Source organism: Kushneria sp. EE4, assembly GCF_977968315.1.
This window is the reverse complement of record NZ_OZ386212.1, coordinates 1,588,652-1,606,278: the sequence shown is the minus strand read 5'-3', so window position 1 is coordinate 1,606,278 and position 17,627 is coordinate 1,588,652. Positions and strand designations below refer to the sequence as shown.

Sequence of the window (17,627 nt, the reverse complement as noted above, 5' to 3'; positions counted from 1 at the left end):
GCTTCAGCTCATGATAAGCTAATGATATAAGGGAGTGCAGTGACAAAACGTGAATGCTTTCCGACACTGGCTTGCCTGTCACACTGAGACTGACGATTTCTTGTTCATCCTTTTATCGGAGGCAATGGTTCATGGCAAAACGCATTGAATTTACAGAAACCGGCGGGGCGGAAGTGCTCAAAATGCGTGAGTTCGAGCCCGACAGTCTCGGACCACGAGACGTCAGGGTGACCAACTGGGCCATTGGTCTCAACTTCATCGATATTTATGTCCGCACCGGTCTTTATCCGGTGGCGGAACTGCCCTCGGGGCTGGGGACAGAAGGTGCAGGGGTGATCGAGGCGGTCGGTGAGGAGGTCACCGATTTCAGGGAAGGCGATCGCGTGGCCTATGCCACCGGCCCGCTGGGTGCCTATTCCACGCACCACACCCTGCCGGCCGAGAAGGTGGTGCTGCTGCCGGACAGTATCGGTTTCGATCAGGCCGCAGCGGCCATGTTGAAGGGGCTGACCGTGCAGTATCTGCTGCGTCAGGTTTATTCGATCAAAAGCGGCGATACCTTTCTTTTCCATGCTGCCGCCGGTGGGGTGGGATTGATCGCCTGTCAGTGGGCCAAAAGCCTGGGGGCACGCTTGATCGGCACGGTATCCACCCCGGAAAAGGCCGAGCTTGCCCGTAAAAACGGTGCCTGGGCGACCATCAATTACAGCGAAGAGAACGTGGTCGAGCGCGTTCGCGAGCTGACCGACGGGCAGATGTGTCCGGTGGTCTATGACTCGGTGGGCCGGGATACATGGGAGATGTCGCTGGACTGTCTGGCGCCGCGCGGGCTGATGGTGAGTTTTGGCAATGCATCCGGCCCGGTCGAAGGGGTGAATCTGGCCACGCTGAACAAGAAGGGGTCACTGTTTGTGACGCGCCCGAGCCTTGCCGGCTACGCCGATACTCGCGAGCGGCTGGAAGCCATGAGTCAGGAGCTTTTCCAGGTCATGGGCAACGACAGCGTGCACGTCAACATTGGCTGTCGTTTCCGGCTCGATGAGGCCGGCGAGGCGCAGGACAATCTGGCTTCACGTCGAACCTCGGGCTCGACCATCCTGATCCCCTGAACGCAAAGCCCCTGCGCTGTCGATGTCTGAACAAGCATGCGACAGCGCAGGCCCGCCTACCATTCGATGGGCGTGTCGTTCCAGTCATAAAACGCGCCGCTGTCGTCAGGGGTGCGCTGGCTGATGACCGCCAGCAGCCGCTCGGCCACAAACGCCGGCGTAAACAGCTTGCCTTTTGGCACTCGGGCCTGAAAGGGCCGGGACAGCTCGGTATCTGTCGTGCCCGGATGCAGGCACAGCAGGATGGCCTGTGGATTGCGCCGCTTGAACTCGATTGATGCCGTTTTCATCAGCATGTTGAGCGCTGCCTTGCTGGCGCGGTAGGCGTACCAGCCGCCCAGATCGTTGTCTTTGATGGAACCTACCCGCGCCGAAAGTGTGGCGATGATGGCCGGATGGCGCGTCAGGCGATCCGTCAGGGTGCTGATCAGCATGGCGGCCGTGGCGGCGTTGACGTGAAAGGCGTGATTCAGGGCATCAAAGGAAAGTCTTTCAAGGCGTTTTTCGGGGGCAATGACGGTCGACTGATCGCTCTGACCGTCGTGCAGAACGCCAATGGTATTGAACAGCAGATGGACCGGCGTTTGATGCAGGTAGTCGCTGAGCGTTGCCAGCCCCTGTTCAGTGGTGACATCGGCGTCGACGATGTCCAGTCGGTCGATATCGAGCCGGTCATCCTGCTCAAGGCGCTCGCGGTGACGAGTAACCGAAACGATTCGTCCGGCGCGAGGGTCCCGGGACAGTTCTGCCAGCAGGGCGCGACCGATACCGCCGCCACCGGTGATGACGGCCGTATAGTGATCGGGAAGATGCTCAAGCATGTCATGGCTCGCCTGGTTGATAAGAAACGAGTGAAGGTTTCCTCAAGCGTAGCGGACCCTGAGGCGTCAGGCCGGGCGCATGAGACCGGCAAGCTCCGGGTCAATGCGTTGGTAAAGCGTGGCCAGTCGGCTGTCGGGGTCTGCCAGAAGTCGCTCGGGGGTGTCGTGTTCGACCAGAGACCCTTCATCGAGCATGGCGATTCGATCAAACTGCTCAAGCTGAGTCAGCCGATGCGTAATCACAATCAGCGTGCGCCCCTGACACCTTTTGCGAATTGTGTCCCACACCCGCTGCTCGGTGGCTTCATCCAGCCCTTCGGTGGGCTCATCGAGCAACACGATCGGCGCCTGGCGCAGCAGGGCGCGGGCGATGCCAAAGCGTCTTAGCTGCCCGCCTGACAGGGAGCTGCCGCGCTCGTCCGGAAAACCTGCCAGGCCGTCAGGCTGATGCGCCAGCCAGCCGTCCAGACCCAGAGCCTTGAGTACGGCCATGATTTCATCCTCCTCGATGGCCCGGCCCATGGTCAGGTTATCGCGATAGCTTGCCGTAAAGAGATGGGTCTCCTGCTGAGCCACGGAAAATTGAGCGCGCAGGGTAGCCTCATCCAGCCGGTTCAGGGGCGCGCCGCCCAGCGTAATAGCGCCTTCGTCCGGCGAGACGAACCGGACCAGGCTGTTGAAAAGCGTGGTCTTGCCGCTGCCGGAGGGGCCCAGGATCAAAAGGTGCTCGCCTTCTTCCACGTCCAGACTGAGCGAGGTGAGGGCGGCCACGCTGCCATCAAGGCGAACGCTTAAACGCTCGAGGCACAGACGGGCGCCCTCGGGCATCTGCTGTTCGCTCCTGTCGGGAAAATCGGTTTCCGGTACGCGTGAGCGAACGTCATCAAGTCGGGCTGCCGCGCGCTGAATGCGGCCCAGATGCTGCCAGGCCTGGGGGAGCAGGGCGATCGCTTCAAAAGCGCCCATGACGGCAAGGCCCATGAGCGCCACCAGAGTGGCATTCATGCCGTGCTGGGTGACCGCCCAGCTCGCCATGCCCAGCACGCCGGTCAGCGTCAAACCCAGCAGTGTCTGCGACAGCAGCTGCGAGCTGCCCCACTGACGCGCGAGCCGATACTCATGCTGGTCCCGGGCGTGTTCGCCCTTGATGAGGTGATCGACCTCGCCCTGCCAGCGGTTATAGATCATCAGCTCCGACAGGCCGTTGAGGCGCTCCAGCAGCCGGGCGCGCAGGCGGGTATTGTCCTGCTGCCAGGCGTCCGAGTGCGCCCAACCGGCACGCCAGGCAAGCCAGGGGCCCAGAAGCCCCGAGATCAGCAGAGCCAGTGCGGCAAACATCCCAATAGCCGGGGCGAACACACCGATGACCACACCACACACCACGATACCCAGAAGCGCCACGATAGAGGGGGCCAGTACGCGTAAATAGAGGCCGTCGAGCGCGTCGATATCGGTGGTCATGCGCGTCATGAGCTCGCTCTCGCCGTGTCGCTGGAGCTGAGCGGGGGAGAGCGGCTCCAGGCGTTCATAGACGTGGCGCCGCAGCTTTGAGAGCAGACGAAAGGTCGCATCGTGGGTGACCAGTCGCTCGGCGTAGCGGGTGCCGGTACGCGACAGGGCAAAAAAGCGCACGCCGGCCGAGGGCAGCAGGTAGTTGAAGGCATGAGCCGTGGCAACGCTCAGGCCGGCCAGCGCCGAGGCGGACAAGAACCAGCCCGACAGGGCCATCAGACCGATGCTGGACGCCAGTGCCATCAGCTGCAGCGCGATGCCCAGACCCAGCAGCCAGGCCCAGGGCGTCATGAGGCGCAGATAGGGTAGAAGCTGTCTAAACATCGCGCGTCTCCGAAAGATCGAGCGTGGTCGGGCGCGTCAGGGGCCCACCCGGGGCGCGCAGGGCCTCGAGGGTGTCCAGTGCCTGGACTCGTCCCTGATCCAGCATCAGCACGCGGTCGGCCAGCGCCAGAAGTTCCATGCGATGGGTCAAAAGGACCACTGTCCGGCCCTTGCAAAGGCGTCCCAGCGCTTCCATGACCAGTCGCTCGCTGGCCTGGTCCAGGCTGGCGGTCGGCTCGTCAAGCAATATCAGGCGGGCATCGCGCAAGAAGGCACGTGCCAGCGCAATGCGTCGCGCCTGGCCGCCGGACACGGCCCGACCGCCTTCTCCCAGTCGGGTGTCAAGTCCGTCGGGCAGTCCGGCAAGCCAGTCCTTGAGGGCCGCCTGCTCCAGCGCCTCAAACAGGGCCGAATCATCTGCCTGCGCGTTGGCCAGTCGCAGATTGTCGGCAAGCGTGCCGGCCACGATCACGGCCGACTGACCCACCCAGGCGATCTGATGCTGCCAGTCATCGAGGCGGATATCGGTCAGCGCGCGCGGCAGCTGATGGCCACCCGTGACGTGAAACGTTCCGGCTTCCGGGTGCATGAACCCCATCAATACGTTAAGCAGGGTAGATTTACCGGCACCGCTTGCGCCGATGACGGCCAGCAGTTCGTTGGCGTGGATGTCGAGTGTGATCTGATCAAGGGCAGGCGACGATTGACCGGCGTAGCGTGCCGTCAAACCTTCAAGCGAGAGTTCGAGACTGCCCCCGGGGCGCCACGCTGGCTGGTCGGTATCGCGTTCGAATACGCGTCGCTCGAGAATGGGCATCAGATCCTCGGCGGCGGCTTCGGCTTCGGCTTTGGCATGATAGTGAACGCCCAGGTCGCGCAGGGGCTGATAGAACTCGGGGGCCAGAATCAGGATGAAAAGACCGATAAAGAGGTTGATGCCGTGGTCGTACATGCCGAAATCAAAGTGACCGAGATAGACAAAACCCAGATAGAGCGCCAGAAGGGCAATCGATACGGCGGCGAAAAATTCCAGTACGGTCGAGGAAAGAAAGGCCAGCCGCAGAACACGCATGGTGCGGCGTCGAAAGCCTTCGGAGGTGGCGTGGACTTCGCTGGCCTGACGCTTGCTGACACCGAAAAGCTTGAGCGTGGAAAGCCCCTGTAGCGTATCCAGAAAGTGTCGGCTCATGCGGCCCATTTCCAGAAACTGGTCTTCCTGACGCTTTTTGGCACCGATGCCGACCATTGCCATGTTCAGTGGAATCAAGGGGCCGGTGGCGATCAGGATCAGGGCCGCTGCCCAGCTCAGGGGCACAACGGCAATCACGATGATCAACGGGATGATGGCGCACAGCAGCATCTGGGGGCGGTAGTCGGCATAAAAGCCCTGCAGGGCATCGACCTGGTCCCAGACGCGATTGCTTAAGGTGGCGCTGTGCTGGCGTCGCGCCCACAGGGGGCCAAGAATGGCGACGCGTTCAAGCAGCTCCCGGCGCACGGACTGACGAATTTCGATGCCGCCACGGGCGCCACAGATGGTGCGTGCCCGAACCAGCAGGCCGCGTGCGATAAAGGCCGGCGGAAGCAGCAGCAGCGGAACGACAAGCGAGGAAAAATCGGCACCATCGATCACCATGCGCTGTGCAACGGTGGCAATACACCAGGCCTGTACCAGCAGAATCAGTGTTGAAAGGGTGCCTGCGATGACAGAAAGTCGGGTCCAGCGGGCGCCTCGCCTGGCAGTACGCTGCAGCCACTGGCGCGGTGTTTCATTCGATGCCATGACGGCTCCACGGAGAGCGGGAATACAATATCAACAAAAAACCGGACGTACGCACAGTGGTATGTCGTCGCAGTCGTACCGGGCAGCGGCGCGTAACGCCGGGGCCACCTTAAGTGCGCGCGTGAGTTGGCGTATAATAGTGCCACGTTTTCCAGCCAATGGCCGTTTTCATGACTGTACGCACGCGTATCGCCCCGTCACCGACCGGGGACCCCCATGTCGGCACTGCCTATGTGGCGCTGTTCAATCTCTGCTTTGCGAAACAGCACGGCGGCGAGTTTATTCTGCGTATCGAGGATACCGACCGGGTGCGCTCTACGGCCGAGTCCGAGCAGATGATTCTGGATTCACTGCGCTGGCTGGGCATCGACTGGTCCGAGGGGCCAGACGTGGGCGGCGCCCACGGGCCCTATCGGCAGAGCGAACGCGGCGATATCTACGCCGCTCACGTCCAGAAGCTGCTGGACAGCGGTCATGCCTTCAAGTGCTATCGCACCAGCGAAGAACTCGATGAGATGCGCGAGGCGCGCAAGGCGCAGGGCCTTTATACGGCGCTCAAGCCGGATGATCTGTATCTGGACGAGGGTGAGCACGCTCGGCGTGAGCAGGAAAGCTGGCCGCACGTCGTGCGCATGAAGGTGCCCGGAGAGGGGAGCTGTCGCTTTGTCGATATGCTGCGTGGTGAGATCGAGGTGGAGTGGGCGCAGGTCGATGCCCAGATCCTGATGAAATCCGACGGCATGCCGACCTATCACCTGGCCAACGTGGTGGATGATCACCTTATGGGGATTACCCATGTGCTGCGCGGTGAGGAGTGGATCAACTCGGCACCCAAGCACATTCTGCTCTATGAGTATTTCGGCTGGGAGATGCCGGCGCTGTGTCACCTGCCGCTTTTACGCAATCCGGACAAGTCCAAACTGTCCAAGCGCAAGAATCCGACGTCGATCAACTACTATAAGCGCATGGGCTATCTGCCTCAGGCCGTCACCAACTATCTGGGGCGCATGGGCTGGTCGATGCCTGATGAGCGCGAGAAATTCACGCTCGATGAGATGATGGCAAGCTTTGACATTCAGCGCATCTCGCTGGGCGGACCGGTATTTGATCTCGAGAAGCTGACCTGGCTCAACGGGGTCTACATCCGTGAAGACCTCGATGACGAGGCGCTCATGCGAAAGCTGATGCAATGGGCGTTCAACGAGGACTATGTTGCGCAGATCCTGCCTCAGGTCAGACCGCGCGTGCAGACACTTGCCGAGGTCATGCCGCTGGCCGGTCATTTCTTCTCGGGGCTGCCGACGCTTCAGGCCGAGCAGTTCGACGAAACCGGCATGTCGCGCGAGCAGACGGTGCGGCTTTTGCAGTTTCTGCTCTGGCGACTGGAAAGCGTGCGCAGCTGGGACAAGGAGGCCCTGCTGGCCGAGGTCAAGCTGTTGTCAGGTTATCTTGAGCTCAAGATGAAAGCTTTTCTGGCGCCCGTGTTCATTGCCGTGACCGGCAGTCAGACCTCGACCTCGGTCATGGATGCCATGGTGATTCTCGGCTCGGACATGACCCGGGCGCGACTGCGACACGCCATTGCCACCCTGGGTGGCACGTCCAAAAAGCAGGCCAAGGCACTGGAAAGGGAATATCGGGAGCTGCCCGCACAAGGGGCTTGACGCTTTTCAGTACAATCAGTAAGATGCGCCCCGTTCCTGACCACAACGCCATGTGCAGGTCGGGGCGTCGGGGCCTTAGCTCAGCTGGGAGAGCGCGACACTGGCAGTGTCGAGGTCAGCGGTTCGATCCCGCTAGGCTCCACCAACCTTTACGTCCCATTCGTCTAGTGGTCCAGGACACCGCCCTTTCACGGCGGTAACAGGGGTTCGAACCCCCTATGGGACGCCACCTTCCCTCTGATGTATTTCAGACCTCGTATCGCGCAAGCGCTGCCTTTGATCATCTCCTGATGCGTCCGGATTTTTCTGCGTTCGGGGCTTGACACATCCTGTAATTGTCCACCGATGACGCCTCTTGTCGGTCTGCTTTCCGTGCCGCTTCACGCGTAGTGCCTATCTCATTGTTTTTATAAAAAACTCTTTATATTCAATTGCTTATAGCTGGTCAAAAAATACCCAATCTGTCTGGAGCGCCCTGAATATGGCGATTTTGAGACCTTCTTCATACGTTATGAACAGGCTTATCCACAGATTGTGTGGACAATAAAAGTCCTGCCACGAGATAGTGAATTCCATTGCGATGTCAAGCTATAAAAAGCATAAGAGATGGGTTGGTCAGGGGCACGAAAAGGCGTCTGGCGAGCATAAAAAAAGACCGTCAACGACGGCCTTTCGGAAATTCGGATCATCGTTTAGTGCTGTTCGGGATAATCCCTTTGCGTGTAGCCCTTGTAGAGCTGTCTCGGGCGTCCGATGCGGGAGCCGTTGGTAATCATCTCGTTCCAGTGGGAAATCCAGCCTGTCGTCCGTGCGACGGCAAAAATGACCGTGAACATGTTTTTCGGAATACCCAGCGCGCGCAGGATAATGCCTGAGTAGAAGTCGACGTTGGGGTAGAGCTTGCGCTCGATGAAGTAATCGTCTTCCAGCGCAATCTGCTCAAGACGCTTGGCGATCTTGAGCTGCGGATCATCACCCATGCCAAGCTCTTCAAGCACTTCATCGCAGGTTTCCTTCATGACCTTGGCGCGCGGATCGAAGTTTCGATACACCCGGTGGCCAAAGCCCATGAGCCGGAAAGCGTCCTGCTTGTCCTTGGCCCGATCGACAAAGCGCTGAATGTTCTCTTCGGATTCGTCACCGATTTCGGCAAGCATGTTGAGCACTGCTTCATTGGCACCGCCGTGTGCCGGACCCCATAGTGCGGCAATGCCGGCACTGATGCAGGCGAACGGATTGGCACCGGTGGAGCCTGCCAGTCGCACCGTGGAGGTCGATGCATTCTGTTCATGGTCGGCATGCAGCATGAAGATTCGATCCATGGCCTTGGCGGCCACCGGATTGATTTCATAAGGCTCGCAGGGATTGCTGAACATCATGTAGAGGAAGTTTTCCGCGTAATCGAGATCGTTGCGCGGATACACGAAGGGCTGACCGATGTTGTACTTGTAGCACATGGCGGCAAGTGTGGGCATCTTGGCGATCAGGCGGATGGCCGAGACCTGGCGGTCATGTTCCTGGGTGATATCCAGGTTGTCGTGATAAAAGGCTGACAGGGCACCCGCCACGCCACACAGCACTGCCATGGGATGGGCGTCTCGTCGAAAGCCCTTGAAGAAATTAACGATCTGCTCATGCACCATGGTATGGCGTGAGACACTGTTGCGAAAGGCTTCGAAGGTCTCGCTGTCAGGGATCTCGCCGTTGAGCAGCAGATAGCTCATTTCGGTATGATTGGAGTGGGTGGCCAGCTGCTCGATAGGGTAGCCACGATGCAGCAAAACGCTGTTGGCGCCATCGATGTAGGTGATTTCGGATTCACATGAGGCGGTGGAAACAAAGCCGGGATCATAGGTGAAATAACCATGATCTATCAGGCCGCGAACATCGATCACATCGGGCCCCGTCGTGCCCGAATAGATAGGCAGCTCGACGGGAGCGTCCAGACCGTCGATCGTCAGTTGCGCCTTTCTGTCAGCCATAAGGCCTCCTCGATTTATGTAAGATGCTGTTCTATCTGGTATGTCCGCCGAATCGTTGGGCCCACTATTGAGCGGGTGCGACAGTTTGTCAATTCCGCGCACGCGGGGGCGGGGAGTCATGCATTCATTTCATGTGCATGTAACAAAAAGCTTTTTTTAATGTCCCAATGGCACGAATATAGCCTGTTTTCCCTCGAATTTTGAACTTTCCAAACGCTTACAAAAATGTGCGGCAATTTGTCATCCGCATGGCGGGGACATATAATCAATGGCCGCGCGACGGGCGATTCATCGCCTGTCCAGGCGACCTGACCTGATGATAATCGAATCCTACCAAAAACTGCCCGTGGTCTATTCATGCGGGCCGGGAGAGAAAAGCGCCGTGAAGAGTCAACGACCCTTGTCGACTGCCAAGCGTCCGGTGAACCTGGACCTTTCAAGTATCCAGTTTCCCTTGCCTGCCCTTGTATCCATCTCGCACCGGGTGTCAGGCATCATGTTGTTTATCGGCCTGATTTTCCTGATGTGGGCCTTTCAGGTTTCCCTGTCATCTCCTGCCGGATTCGATACCGTCCGCGAGGCCATGGCCCACGGCTTTTTCGCCAGGCTGGTTCTCTGGGGGCTTTTGTCCGCACTGGGCTTTCATTTTGTGGCAGGCGTTCGTCACCTCATCATGGACATGGGTCATGGTGAAACGCTTGAAGGCGGTCAGCGTGGTTCACAGCTGACCATCATCATCAGTGCATTGCTGGTTGTTATGGCAGGAGTCTGGGTATGGTAATCAATATTTTGAATCCGGGGCGCAACGGTGTGGCCGACTGGATGATCCAGCGGGCTTCGGCCGTCATTCTGGGCCTTTACACCATTTTTATGGTGTCTTATCTGCTGTTCAATCCCGGTCTGGACTATGCCGCCTGGTCGGGGCTTTTCAGCCACATCTGGATGAAAGTGTTCACGCTGCTGGCGCTGCTTTCCGTGGCTGCCCACGCCTGGGTTGGTCTCTGGATCGTGGCAACCGACTACATCAAGCCCGCGGCCATTCGTTTTGGTGCGCTGCTATTCGTCATCCTGGCCCTGTTTGTGTTTGTGGTCTGGGGTGTGCAGGTTATCTGGGGAGTTTGACATGACACAGTTACGTACCCTGACCTTTGACGCCATCATTATCGGTGGCGGCGGTTCCGGTCTGCGCGCCGCGCTGCAGCTGGCGCAGTCGGGCAAGCAGACGGCGGTGCTGTCAAAGGTCTTTCCCACGCGCTCCCACACCGTTTCAGCCCAGGGCGGTATCACCTGTGCCATCGGCAGTGCCGACCCCAACGATGACTGGCGCTGGCACATGTATGACACCGTCAAGGGCTCCGACTACATCGGTGACCAGGACGCCATTGAATACATGTGCAACGAGGGCCCCAAGGCCGTCTTCGAGCTTGAGCACATGGGTCTGCCGTTTTCCCGCTTCGATAACGGGCGTATCTATCAGCGTCCTTTCGGCGGGCAGTCCAAGGATTACGGCAAGGGCGGCCAGGCAGCCAGAACCTGTGCGGCGGCAGACCGTACCGGGCATGCGCTGCTCCACACCCTTTATCAGAACAACCTGAAAAACAACACGGTCTTTCTCAACGAATGGTACGCCGTTGATCTGGTACGCAACGCCAACAACGATGTGGTCGGCGTCATCGCCATCTGCATGGAAACCGGCGAAACCGTCATGATCAAGGCCAAGGCCACCGTTCTGGCCACGGGCGGCGCCGGGCGTATCTACGCCTCGACCACCAATGCCCTGATCAATACCGGTGACGGTATCGGTATGGCCCTGCGCGCCGGCTTCCCGGTGCAGGATATCGAAATGTGGCAGTTCCATCCAACCGGCATCTATGGGGCCGGGACACTGGTGACGGAAGGCTGCCGCGGTGAGGGTGGCTATCTGATCAACAAGGATGGCGAGCGTTTCATGGAGCGCTACGCACCCAACGCCAAGGACCTCGCTGGTCGTGACGTTGTGGCGCGTTCAATGGTACTCGAGATACTGGAAGGCCGTGGCTGCGGCGAGAATGGCGACCACGTCATGCTCAAGCTCGATCATCTGGGCGAAGACGTTCTGATGAAGCGTCTGCCCGGTATCGTGGAACTCTCGCGCACCTTCGCCCACGTTGATCCGGTCAAGGAGCCGATCCCGGTCGTGCCGACCTGCCACTACATGATGGGCGGTATTCCGACCAACGTGAACGGACAGGCGCTGACGGTCGATGCCGACGGCAACGACAAGGTCATCAACGGGCTGTTTGCCTGTGGCGAAGTGGCCTGCGTATCCGTGCACGGCAGTAATCGTCTGGGTGGCAACTCGCTGCTGGATCTGGTGGTCTTTGGTCGTGCCGCCGGCATGCACATCGAAGAGACCCTTAACAAGGGCATCGAGTATCTGGAAGCCTCGCAGTCGGATATCGATGGTGCCATGGCACGTCTGAATCGCTGGAACGAGTCGGGTAGTGGTGAAACGGTGCCCGAGCTCAAGCGTGATCTGCAGACCATCATGCAGAACAACTTCGGTGTTTTCCGCAAGGAAGACAACATGCAGGACGGCGTGAAAAAACTCGAGGAGCTGCGCGAGCGCATTGCCAATGCCTGGCTGCCTGACAAGTCAGACATGTTCAATACCGCTCGTATCGAGGCCCTTGAGCTGGATAACCTGATGGAAGTTGCCGAAGCGACCGCCATTGCGGCGCTGGAGCGACGCGAAAGTCGTGGTGCTCACTCGCGTGAGGACTACCCCGATCGTGACGATGAAAACTGGCTGAAACACTCGATCTATCATCCGGCGGACAAAACGCTGAGCAAGCGTGACGTCAACTTCTCTCCGAAGACCGTCGACACGTTCCAGCCCAAAATTCGTACCTATTGATGAGGGGATGACCCATATGTCGACATTACAGGTCTCCGTTTACCGCTATAACCCTGAAAACGATGATGCGCCCTGGATGCAGGACTTCGAAGTCGATACTCAGGGGCGCGATCTGATGGTCCTTAACGTCCTTCAGATGATCAAGGAGCAGGACAGCTCGCTGGTCTATCGCGCCAGCTGCCGCGAAGGCGTCTGCGGCTCCGACGGCATGAACATGAACGGCAAGAACGGTCTGTCGTGCGTGACGCCGATCTCGGAAGTCGTCAAGGACAACCGGCTGGTCCTGCGGCCCCTGCCGGGCCTGCCTGTCATCCGCGATCTGATCATCGACATGTCGCTGTTTTACAAGCAGTACGAGCGCATTCAGCCCTATCTGCAAAACGATGAGCGGCCGCCGTCCATCGAACGGCTGCAGTCGCCGGAAGACCGTGACAAGCTCGACGGGCTCTACGAGTGCATTCTTTGCGCCTGCTGCTCGACTTCCTGCCCATCGTTTTGGTGGAACCCGGACAAGTTCGTGGGGCCTGCCGGTCTGCTGCAGGCCTATCGCTTTCTGGCCGACTCTCGCGATACGCACACTCAGGAGCGTTTGTCGGAACTCGATGATCCCTTCAGTGTATTCCGGTGCCGCGGGATCATGAACTGTGTCAACGTTTGTCCGAAGGGGCTCAATCCGACTCGAGCCATCGGCAAGATCCGTGACATGCTGGTGCGCAATACCGCGTGACATACGGTTTTGCTTAATATGACAGGCCTTGCTTGTTATCATTGGCAGCCTGCCGTCGCCCTGTAGGGCGGCGGTAGTGTTTCGAGTCCGAGCTTTGAACCGGCCCGGTTGATCGGGTCAGGAAAGAGACAGCGCGATTCGTGATTTACATCAAGGTGGTCGCACCCACTGCGATCACTGACCCCACCCCAGACCCAGGGTGATCGAGCGATGCAAGAAGGCATAATGGAGTTGATGTGGCGCACCTCGCACATGAGCGGGAGCAACGCCCATTACGTAGAAGAGCTTTACGAACAGTACCTTTCCGATCCTCAGTCTGTCCCGGATGAGTGGCGACAGTACTTCGACAGCCTCCCCGGCTATGATGGTGGCCCTTCCCGGGACGTTCCCCTTGCTCCGATTCGCGATCAGTTCTATCACCTCGCGCGTGAGCGTCGTTCACTGGCTCCGGTGGCGTCTGGTACCGCTGACAACGAAGAAGCCAGCCGCAAGCAGGTCCGTGTACTTCAGTTAATCAATGCTTATCGGTTCAGGGGCCATCAAAAGGCCAATATCGATCCGTTGGGATTGCGTGTTGCTGAAACCGTCCCCGACCTTGAACTCTCCTTTCACCAGCTTTCCGATGCCGACATGGATACCGAGTTTCAGACCGGTTCCCTGTTCATTGGCAAGGACAGCGCTCCGTTAAAAGAGATCATTGAGGCGCTGGAGCAGACCTACTGTCGCTCGATCGGCTGCGAGTTCATGCATATCGTCAATACCGAAGAAAAGCGCTGGCTCGAGCAGCGGTTTGAATCGGTACGCTCAAAACCCGATTACTCGGCAGACGTGCGCAAGCATGTGCTGGAGCGTCTGACGGCAGCAGAGGGTCTTGAAAACTACCTTGCCAGCCGGTATCCGGGCACCAAGCGCTTTGGTCTGGAAGGCGGCGAAAGCTTCATCCCCATGGTGGATGAGCTGATCCAGCGCTCGGGCAACTATGGCGTGCGCGAGGTCGTGATCGGCATGGCGCACCGCGGTCGTCTCAATCTTCTGGTCAACATTCTGGGCAAGAGCCCGGGTGAATTGATTGATGAGTTCGACGGCAAGAAAATGATCGAACATGGCTCCGGGGACGTGAAATACCACCAGGGCTTTAGTTCGAACGTCATGACGCCGGGCGGTGAAGTGCATCTGGCGCTGGCGTTCAATCCCTCGCACCTTGAAATCGTCACCCCGGTAGTCGAAGGCTCCGTGCGAGCACGCCAGGACCGTCGTGACGACAGCGAAGGCGATCAGGTCTTGCCGCTGGTCGTACATGGCGACGCGGCCGTAGCCGGTCAGGGCGTCATCATGGAAACCTTCCAGATGTCGCAGCTGCGGGGTTACAAGACGGGCGGCACAGTCCATATCGTCATCAACAACCAGGTCGGCTTTACGACCTCTCGCCGTGACGACGCTCGCTCGACCGAATACTGCACCGATATCGCCAAGATGGTTCAATCGCCCATCTTCCACGTCAACGGGGATGACCCCGATGCCGTGCTGCATGCCACGCAGGTGGCCATCGACTATCGTCAGCAGTTCAAAAAGGATGTGGTCATCGACCTCATCTGCTATCGCCGCCGCGGACACAATGAGGCGGACGAGCCCTCCGGCACCCAGCCGCTCATGTATCAAAAGATCAAGAGCCACGACAGCTCGCGCACGCTCTATGCGCGTCGGCTGGTCGAGGAAGGCGTGCTGGACGAAGATGAGGTGAAGGACCTGATCGACGGCTATCGCGAAGATCTTGATAACGGCAATCACGTGGCCAACGCCCTAGTGCAGGAGCCCAACAGCAATCTCTTTGTTGACTGGACCCCCTATCTGGGCCATCGATGGACCGGTGAATCCGACACCTCCTTCGATCTCAAGCGCATGCAGGAGCTGGCCACCAAGATGTGTGACATCCCTGACGATGTCGACACGCAGCGCCAGGTGGCCAAGGTCTACGAAGACCGTCGCAAGATGATCGCCGGCAGTCTTGGCATCAACTGGGGCTTTGCAGAAACCCTGGCCTACGCCACGCTGATCGATCAGGGCCACCCGGTTCGCCTGACGGGCCAGGACACCGGCCGCGGTACGTTCTCTCACCGACACGCCGTGGTGCATAACCAGAAGGACGGTTCGCTGTGGACACCGCTTTGCCGTCTCAAGCCCAATCAGCCGGACTTCATGATCTATGACTCTTTCCTGTCCGAGGAAGGAGCGATGGCCTTTGAGTATGGCTACGCCACGACCACGCCCAATGCTCTGATTGCCTGGGAGGCACAGTTTGGTGACTTCGCCAACGGCGCTCAGGTGGTCATCGATCAGTTCATCTCATCCGGTGAAACCAAGTGGGGCCGTCTGTGCGGTCTGACCCTGCTGCTGCCCCATGGCTACGAAGGACAGGGCCCCGAGCACTCCTCGGCGCGTCTTGAGCGCTTCTTGCAGCTGTGTGCCGAAGAGAATATGCAGGTCTGTGTGCCGACCACGCCGGCGCAGATTTTCCATCTGTTGCGCCGTCAGGTTGTTCGCGGGCTGCGCAAGCCCTTGATCATCATGTCGCCCAAAAGCCTTCTGCGTCACAAGGATGCGACGTCCACACTGGAAGAGCTCTCCGATGGCCGCTTCCAGATGGTCATTCCCGATCAGGGCAGGCTGGAGGTCGAGCAGGTCAAACGCGCGATCTTCTGCTCCGGGAAGGTCTATTACGACCTTGCCACGTGGCGCGCCGAAAACGAGCGTTTTGATACGGCCATCATCCGTGTCGAGCAGCTCTATCCGTTCCCGGAAGATTCGCTTTTGGCTGCCATCGAAAGCTACACCAATCTCGAACGTGTGGTCTGGTGTCAGGAAGAGCCCAAAAATCAGGGCGCCTGGTATCAAAGCCAGCATCACATGCGCAAGGTGGCCGATCAGGTAAACCCGGGACTTGGCGGCGAGCTTGGTTTTGCAGGCCGTGCCGAATCGGCAGCGCCTGCGGCGGGATACATGGCAGTGCACAGTGAGCAGCAGCGATCGCTGGTGGACAAGGCGTTCAACGGTTGAGCGCCTGAAAGCTCAGGAACATGAGTGCCGCGATTGCCGGCTACCGAGTAGAGGATATTAAGGAATAATCATGGCAACAGACATCAAGGCGCCAAGCTTTCCCGAATCCGTCGCGGAAGGGACCGTAGCGACCTGGCACAAGAAGCCGGGCGACAGTGTCTCGCGTGACGAACTGATCGTCGAAATCGAAACCGACAAGGTGGTGCTTGAAGTCGTGGCACCCGCCGATGGCACGGTAGAAGAGATCACTGTTGAGGAAGGCGAAACCTGCCAGTCCGAACAGGTACTGGGTCGTCTGGGCGACGGCAACCAGTCCGCGAAGCAGGACAAGGGTTCTGCCGATACGAAAAACGAGGAAAAAGGCGGGCAGGACAAGGAAGAAAAGGCAGCCGAAAGCAAGGCCTCTTCCGACAAGCCTGCCGAGTCCTGCGAAAGCGGGGGCGACAAGCCGGCCACTTCCGGCACGTCGGTCGACGTCAAGGCGCCATCCTTCCCCGAATCCGTTCAGGAAGGCACCGTTGCCAGCTGGAACAAGAAAGTCGGTGACCCGGTCAAGCGTGATGAAGTGCTGGCAGAGATTGAAACCGACAAGGTCGTGCTGGAAGTTGTCGCCCCCTCCGACGGTGCGCTGACCGAAATTCTTGCCGACGAGGGCAGTCAAGTGACCTCCGAGCAGGTGTTGGCACGCTTTGGCGAGGGCGGTGGTGATGCGGCCGGCGCCTCTGCCGAATCCCGCGGCGACGACAGCCAGGCCGAATCGGGTGATGCCAATACCGAACAGGATGAAAAGGTCGGCGACAAGGTGCTGGCACCGGCGGCACGCAAGCTGGTGGCCGAGCACGATCTGGACGTCAACAGGATCGAGGGCACCGGCAAGGGTGGTCGCATCCTGAAGGAAGACGTACAGAAAGCTGTTGATGCCGGCAGCGCCAAAAAGCAGAAAGGCGGTGGCGACAGCAAGCCTGCCGCTTCTGCTGATACGGGCGTTTCCAAACAGGCCGCTGCGCCGGCCACAAAGGCCATTCAGGGCGAGCGTCCCGAGCAGCGCGTGCCGATGAGTCGCCTGCGTCAGACCATCGCCAAGCGGCTGGTACAGGCTCAGCAGACGGCAGCCATGCTCACCACCTATAACGAGGTGGACATGAGCGCGGTCATGTCGCTGCGCAGCCAGTACAAGGACGATTTCCAGAAGGCGCATGACGTGAAGCTCGGCTTCATGGGCTTTTTCGTCAAGGCGGCGACCGAAGCTCTCAAGCGCTTCCCGGATGTCAACGCCTCCATCGACGGCACCGATATCGTCTACCACGGCTATCAGGATATCGGCGTTGCCGTATCCACGCCGCGTGGTCTGGTGGTCCCGGTGCTGCGTGACACCGACTCCATGAAGCTTGCCGATGTTGAAAAGAACATCGGTGACTTCGGCAAGCGCGGCCGCGATGGCAAGCTCGGCATCGAAGACATGCAGGGCGGCACCTTTACCATCACCAACGGCGGTATTTTCGGCTCGCTGCTGTCAACGCCGATTCTCAACCCGCCGCAGACAGCGATTCTTGGGATGCACAAGATCCAGGAACGCCCGATGGCGGTCAACGGTCAGGTCGAAATTCGCCCGATGATGTATCTGGCGCTGTCCTATGACCATCGCATGATCGATGGCAAGGATGCCGTTCAGTTCCTCGTGGCCATCAAGAGCCTGCTTGAGGACCCGGCCCGCTTTCTGCTTGACGTTTAAGCCTTGAAATCCCGCCCGGTTCT

The 17,627-nt window shown here is 59.2% G+C and carries 12 protein-coding genes and 2 tRNA genes; 10 read left to right on the top strand and 4 right to left on the bottom strand.

The window, feature by feature from the left end; all coding sequences use genetic code 11:
- The first annotated feature begins 131 nt into the window (after positions 1 to 131).
- Positions 132 to 1,109 carry an NADPH:quinone reductase gene (locus ACXMYO_RS07385; RefSeq protein ID WP_457808269.1) on the top strand — a complete coding sequence of 326 codons (978 nt, stop codon included), beginning with the start codon at positions 132 to 134 and terminating at the stop codon, positions 1,107 to 1,109.
- 56 nt (positions 1,110 to 1,165) lie between these two features.
- On the opposite strand, the gene ACXMYO_RS07380 is transcribed toward ACXMYO_RS07385, so the two are convergent.
- From ACXMYO_RS07380 to cydD, 3 genes are all read right to left on the bottom strand, one after another.
- Entirely contained in the window at positions 1,166 to 1,930 is a 765-nt protein-coding gene (locus ACXMYO_RS07380; RefSeq protein WP_457808268.1) for an SDR family NAD(P)-dependent oxidoreductase, read from the bottom strand.
- Between the two features lie 66 nt (positions 1,931 to 1,996).
- The gene (gene cydC, locus ACXMYO_RS07375) at positions 1,997 to 3,766 is read right to left on the bottom strand and encodes a thiol reductant ABC exporter subunit CydC (protein WP_457808267.1); all 1,770 of its coding nucleotides are present in this window, start codon (positions 3,764 to 3,766) and stop codon (positions 1,997 to 1,999) included.
- Positions 3,759 to 5,549: a thiol reductant ABC exporter subunit CydD gene (gene cydD, locus ACXMYO_RS07370; protein ID WP_457808266.1), complete on the bottom strand. Its 1,791-nt coding sequence runs from the start codon at positions 5,547 to 5,549 to the stop codon at positions 3,759 to 3,761. The genes cydC and cydD overlap by 8 nt, the downstream gene beginning before the upstream one ends.
- A 170-nt stretch (positions 5,550 to 5,719) precedes the next feature.
- Between cydD and gltX the strand changes: the two genes are divergently transcribed.
- The 3 genes from gltX to ACXMYO_RS07355 all read left to right on the top strand — a co-directional run bounded on the left by gltX (position 5,720) and on the right by ACXMYO_RS07355 (position 7,442).
- A complete protein-coding gene (gltX, locus tag ACXMYO_RS07365) occupies positions 5,720 to 7,213 on the top strand; it encodes a glutamate--tRNA ligase (protein WP_457808265.1) in 1,494 nt (497 codons plus the stop codon).
- Between the two features lie 69 nt (positions 7,214 to 7,282).
- Positions 7,283 to 7,358, top strand: a tRNA-Ala gene (locus ACXMYO_RS07360).
- An 8-nt stretch (positions 7,359 to 7,366) separates the two neighbouring features.
- Positions 7,367 to 7,442 (top strand) — tRNA-Glu (locus ACXMYO_RS07355).
- A gap of 463 nt (positions 7,443 to 7,905) precedes the next feature.
- On the opposite strand, the gene gltA is transcribed toward ACXMYO_RS07355, so the two are convergent.
- Complete coding sequence (gene gltA, locus ACXMYO_RS07350) at positions 7,906 to 9,195, bottom strand: citrate synthase (protein WP_438767850.1); 1,290 nt, start codon at positions 9,193 to 9,195, stop codon at positions 7,906 to 7,908.
- Positions 9,196 to 9,463: 268 nt separating this feature from the next.
- On the opposite strand from gltA, the gene sdhC reads away from it, so the two are divergent.
- The 6 genes from sdhC (at position 9,464) to odhB (ending at position 17,604) form a co-directional block, all read left to right on the top strand.
- A complete protein-coding gene (gene sdhC, locus ACXMYO_RS07345; RefSeq protein ID WP_438767849.1) occupies positions 9,464 to 9,976 on the top strand; it encodes a succinate dehydrogenase, cytochrome b556 subunit in 513 nt (170 codons plus the stop codon).
- Positions 9,970 to 10,317 carry a succinate dehydrogenase, hydrophobic membrane anchor protein gene (sdhD, locus tag ACXMYO_RS07340; protein ID WP_438767848.1) on the top strand — a complete coding sequence of 116 codons (348 nt, stop codon included), beginning with the start codon at positions 9,970 to 9,972 and terminating at the stop codon, positions 10,315 to 10,317. The genes sdhC and sdhD overlap by 7 nt, the downstream gene beginning before the upstream one ends.
- Before the next feature lies 1 nt (position 10,318).
- Positions 10,319 to 12,091, top strand: a complete 1,773-nt coding sequence (gene sdhA / locus ACXMYO_RS07335) for a succinate dehydrogenase flavoprotein subunit (RefSeq protein ID WP_457808264.1) — start codon at positions 10,319 to 10,321, stop codon at positions 12,089 to 12,091.
- 16 nt (positions 12,092 to 12,107) lie between these two features.
- Positions 12,108 to 12,818, top strand: a complete 711-nt coding sequence (locus tag ACXMYO_RS07330) for a succinate dehydrogenase iron-sulfur subunit (RefSeq protein WP_438767844.1) — start codon at positions 12,108 to 12,110, stop codon at positions 12,816 to 12,818.
- Between the two features lie 210 nt (positions 12,819 to 13,028).
- A complete protein-coding gene (locus tag ACXMYO_RS07325) occupies positions 13,029 to 15,872 on the top strand; it encodes a 2-oxoglutarate dehydrogenase E1 component (protein WP_457808263.1) in 2,844 nt (947 codons plus the stop codon).
- Positions 15,873 to 15,942: 70 nt separating this feature from the next.
- Positions 15,943 to 17,604: a 2-oxoglutarate dehydrogenase complex dihydrolipoyllysine-residue succinyltransferase gene (gene odhB / locus ACXMYO_RS07320; RefSeq protein ID WP_438767841.1), complete on the top strand. Its 1,662-nt coding sequence runs from the start codon at positions 15,943 to 15,945 to the stop codon at positions 17,602 to 17,604.
- Positions 17,605 to 17,627 lie beyond the last annotated feature (23 nt).

What these genes read in the sequence shown, in the direction of transcription:
- ACXMYO_RS07385 (WP_457808269.1), top strand. Translation starts at nt 132, where the DNA reads ATGGCAAAACGCATTGAATTTACAGAAACCGGCGGGGCGGAAGTGCTC.
- ACXMYO_RS07380 (WP_457808268.1), bottom strand. Translation starts at nt 1,930, where the DNA reads ATGCTTGAGCATCTTCCCGATCACTATACGGCCGTCATCACCGGTGGC.
- cydC (WP_457808267.1), bottom strand. Translation starts at nt 3,766, where the DNA reads ATGTTTAGACAGCTTCTACCCTATCTGCGCCTCATGACGCCCTGGGCC.
- cydD (WP_457808266.1), bottom strand. Translation starts at nt 5,549, where the DNA reads ATGGCATCGAATGAAACACCGCGCCAGTGGCTGCAGCGTACTGCCAGG.
- gltX (WP_457808265.1), top strand. Translation starts at nt 5,720, where the DNA reads ATGACTGTACGCACGCGTATCGCCCCGTCACCGACCGGGGACCCCCAT.
- gltA (WP_438767850.1), bottom strand. Translation starts at nt 9,195, where the DNA reads ATGGCTGACAGAAAGGCGCAACTGACGATCGACGGTCTGGACGCTCCC.
- sdhC (WP_438767849.1), top strand. Translation starts at nt 9,464, where the DNA reads ATGGCCGCGCGACGGGCGATTCATCGCCTGTCCAGGCGACCTGACCTG.
- sdhD (WP_438767848.1), top strand. Translation starts at nt 9,970, where the DNA reads ATGGTAATCAATATTTTGAATCCGGGGCGCAACGGTGTGGCCGACTGG.
- sdhA (WP_457808264.1), top strand. Translation starts at nt 10,319, where the DNA reads ATGACACAGTTACGTACCCTGACCTTTGACGCCATCATTATCGGTGGC.
- ACXMYO_RS07330 (WP_438767844.1), top strand. Translation starts at nt 12,108, where the DNA reads ATGTCGACATTACAGGTCTCCGTTTACCGCTATAACCCTGAAAACGAT.
- ACXMYO_RS07325 (WP_457808263.1), top strand. Translation starts at nt 13,029, where the DNA reads ATGCAAGAAGGCATAATGGAGTTGATGTGGCGCACCTCGCACATGAGC.
- odhB (WP_438767841.1), top strand. Translation starts at nt 15,943, where the DNA reads ATGGCAACAGACATCAAGGCGCCAAGCTTTCCCGAATCCGTCGCGGAA.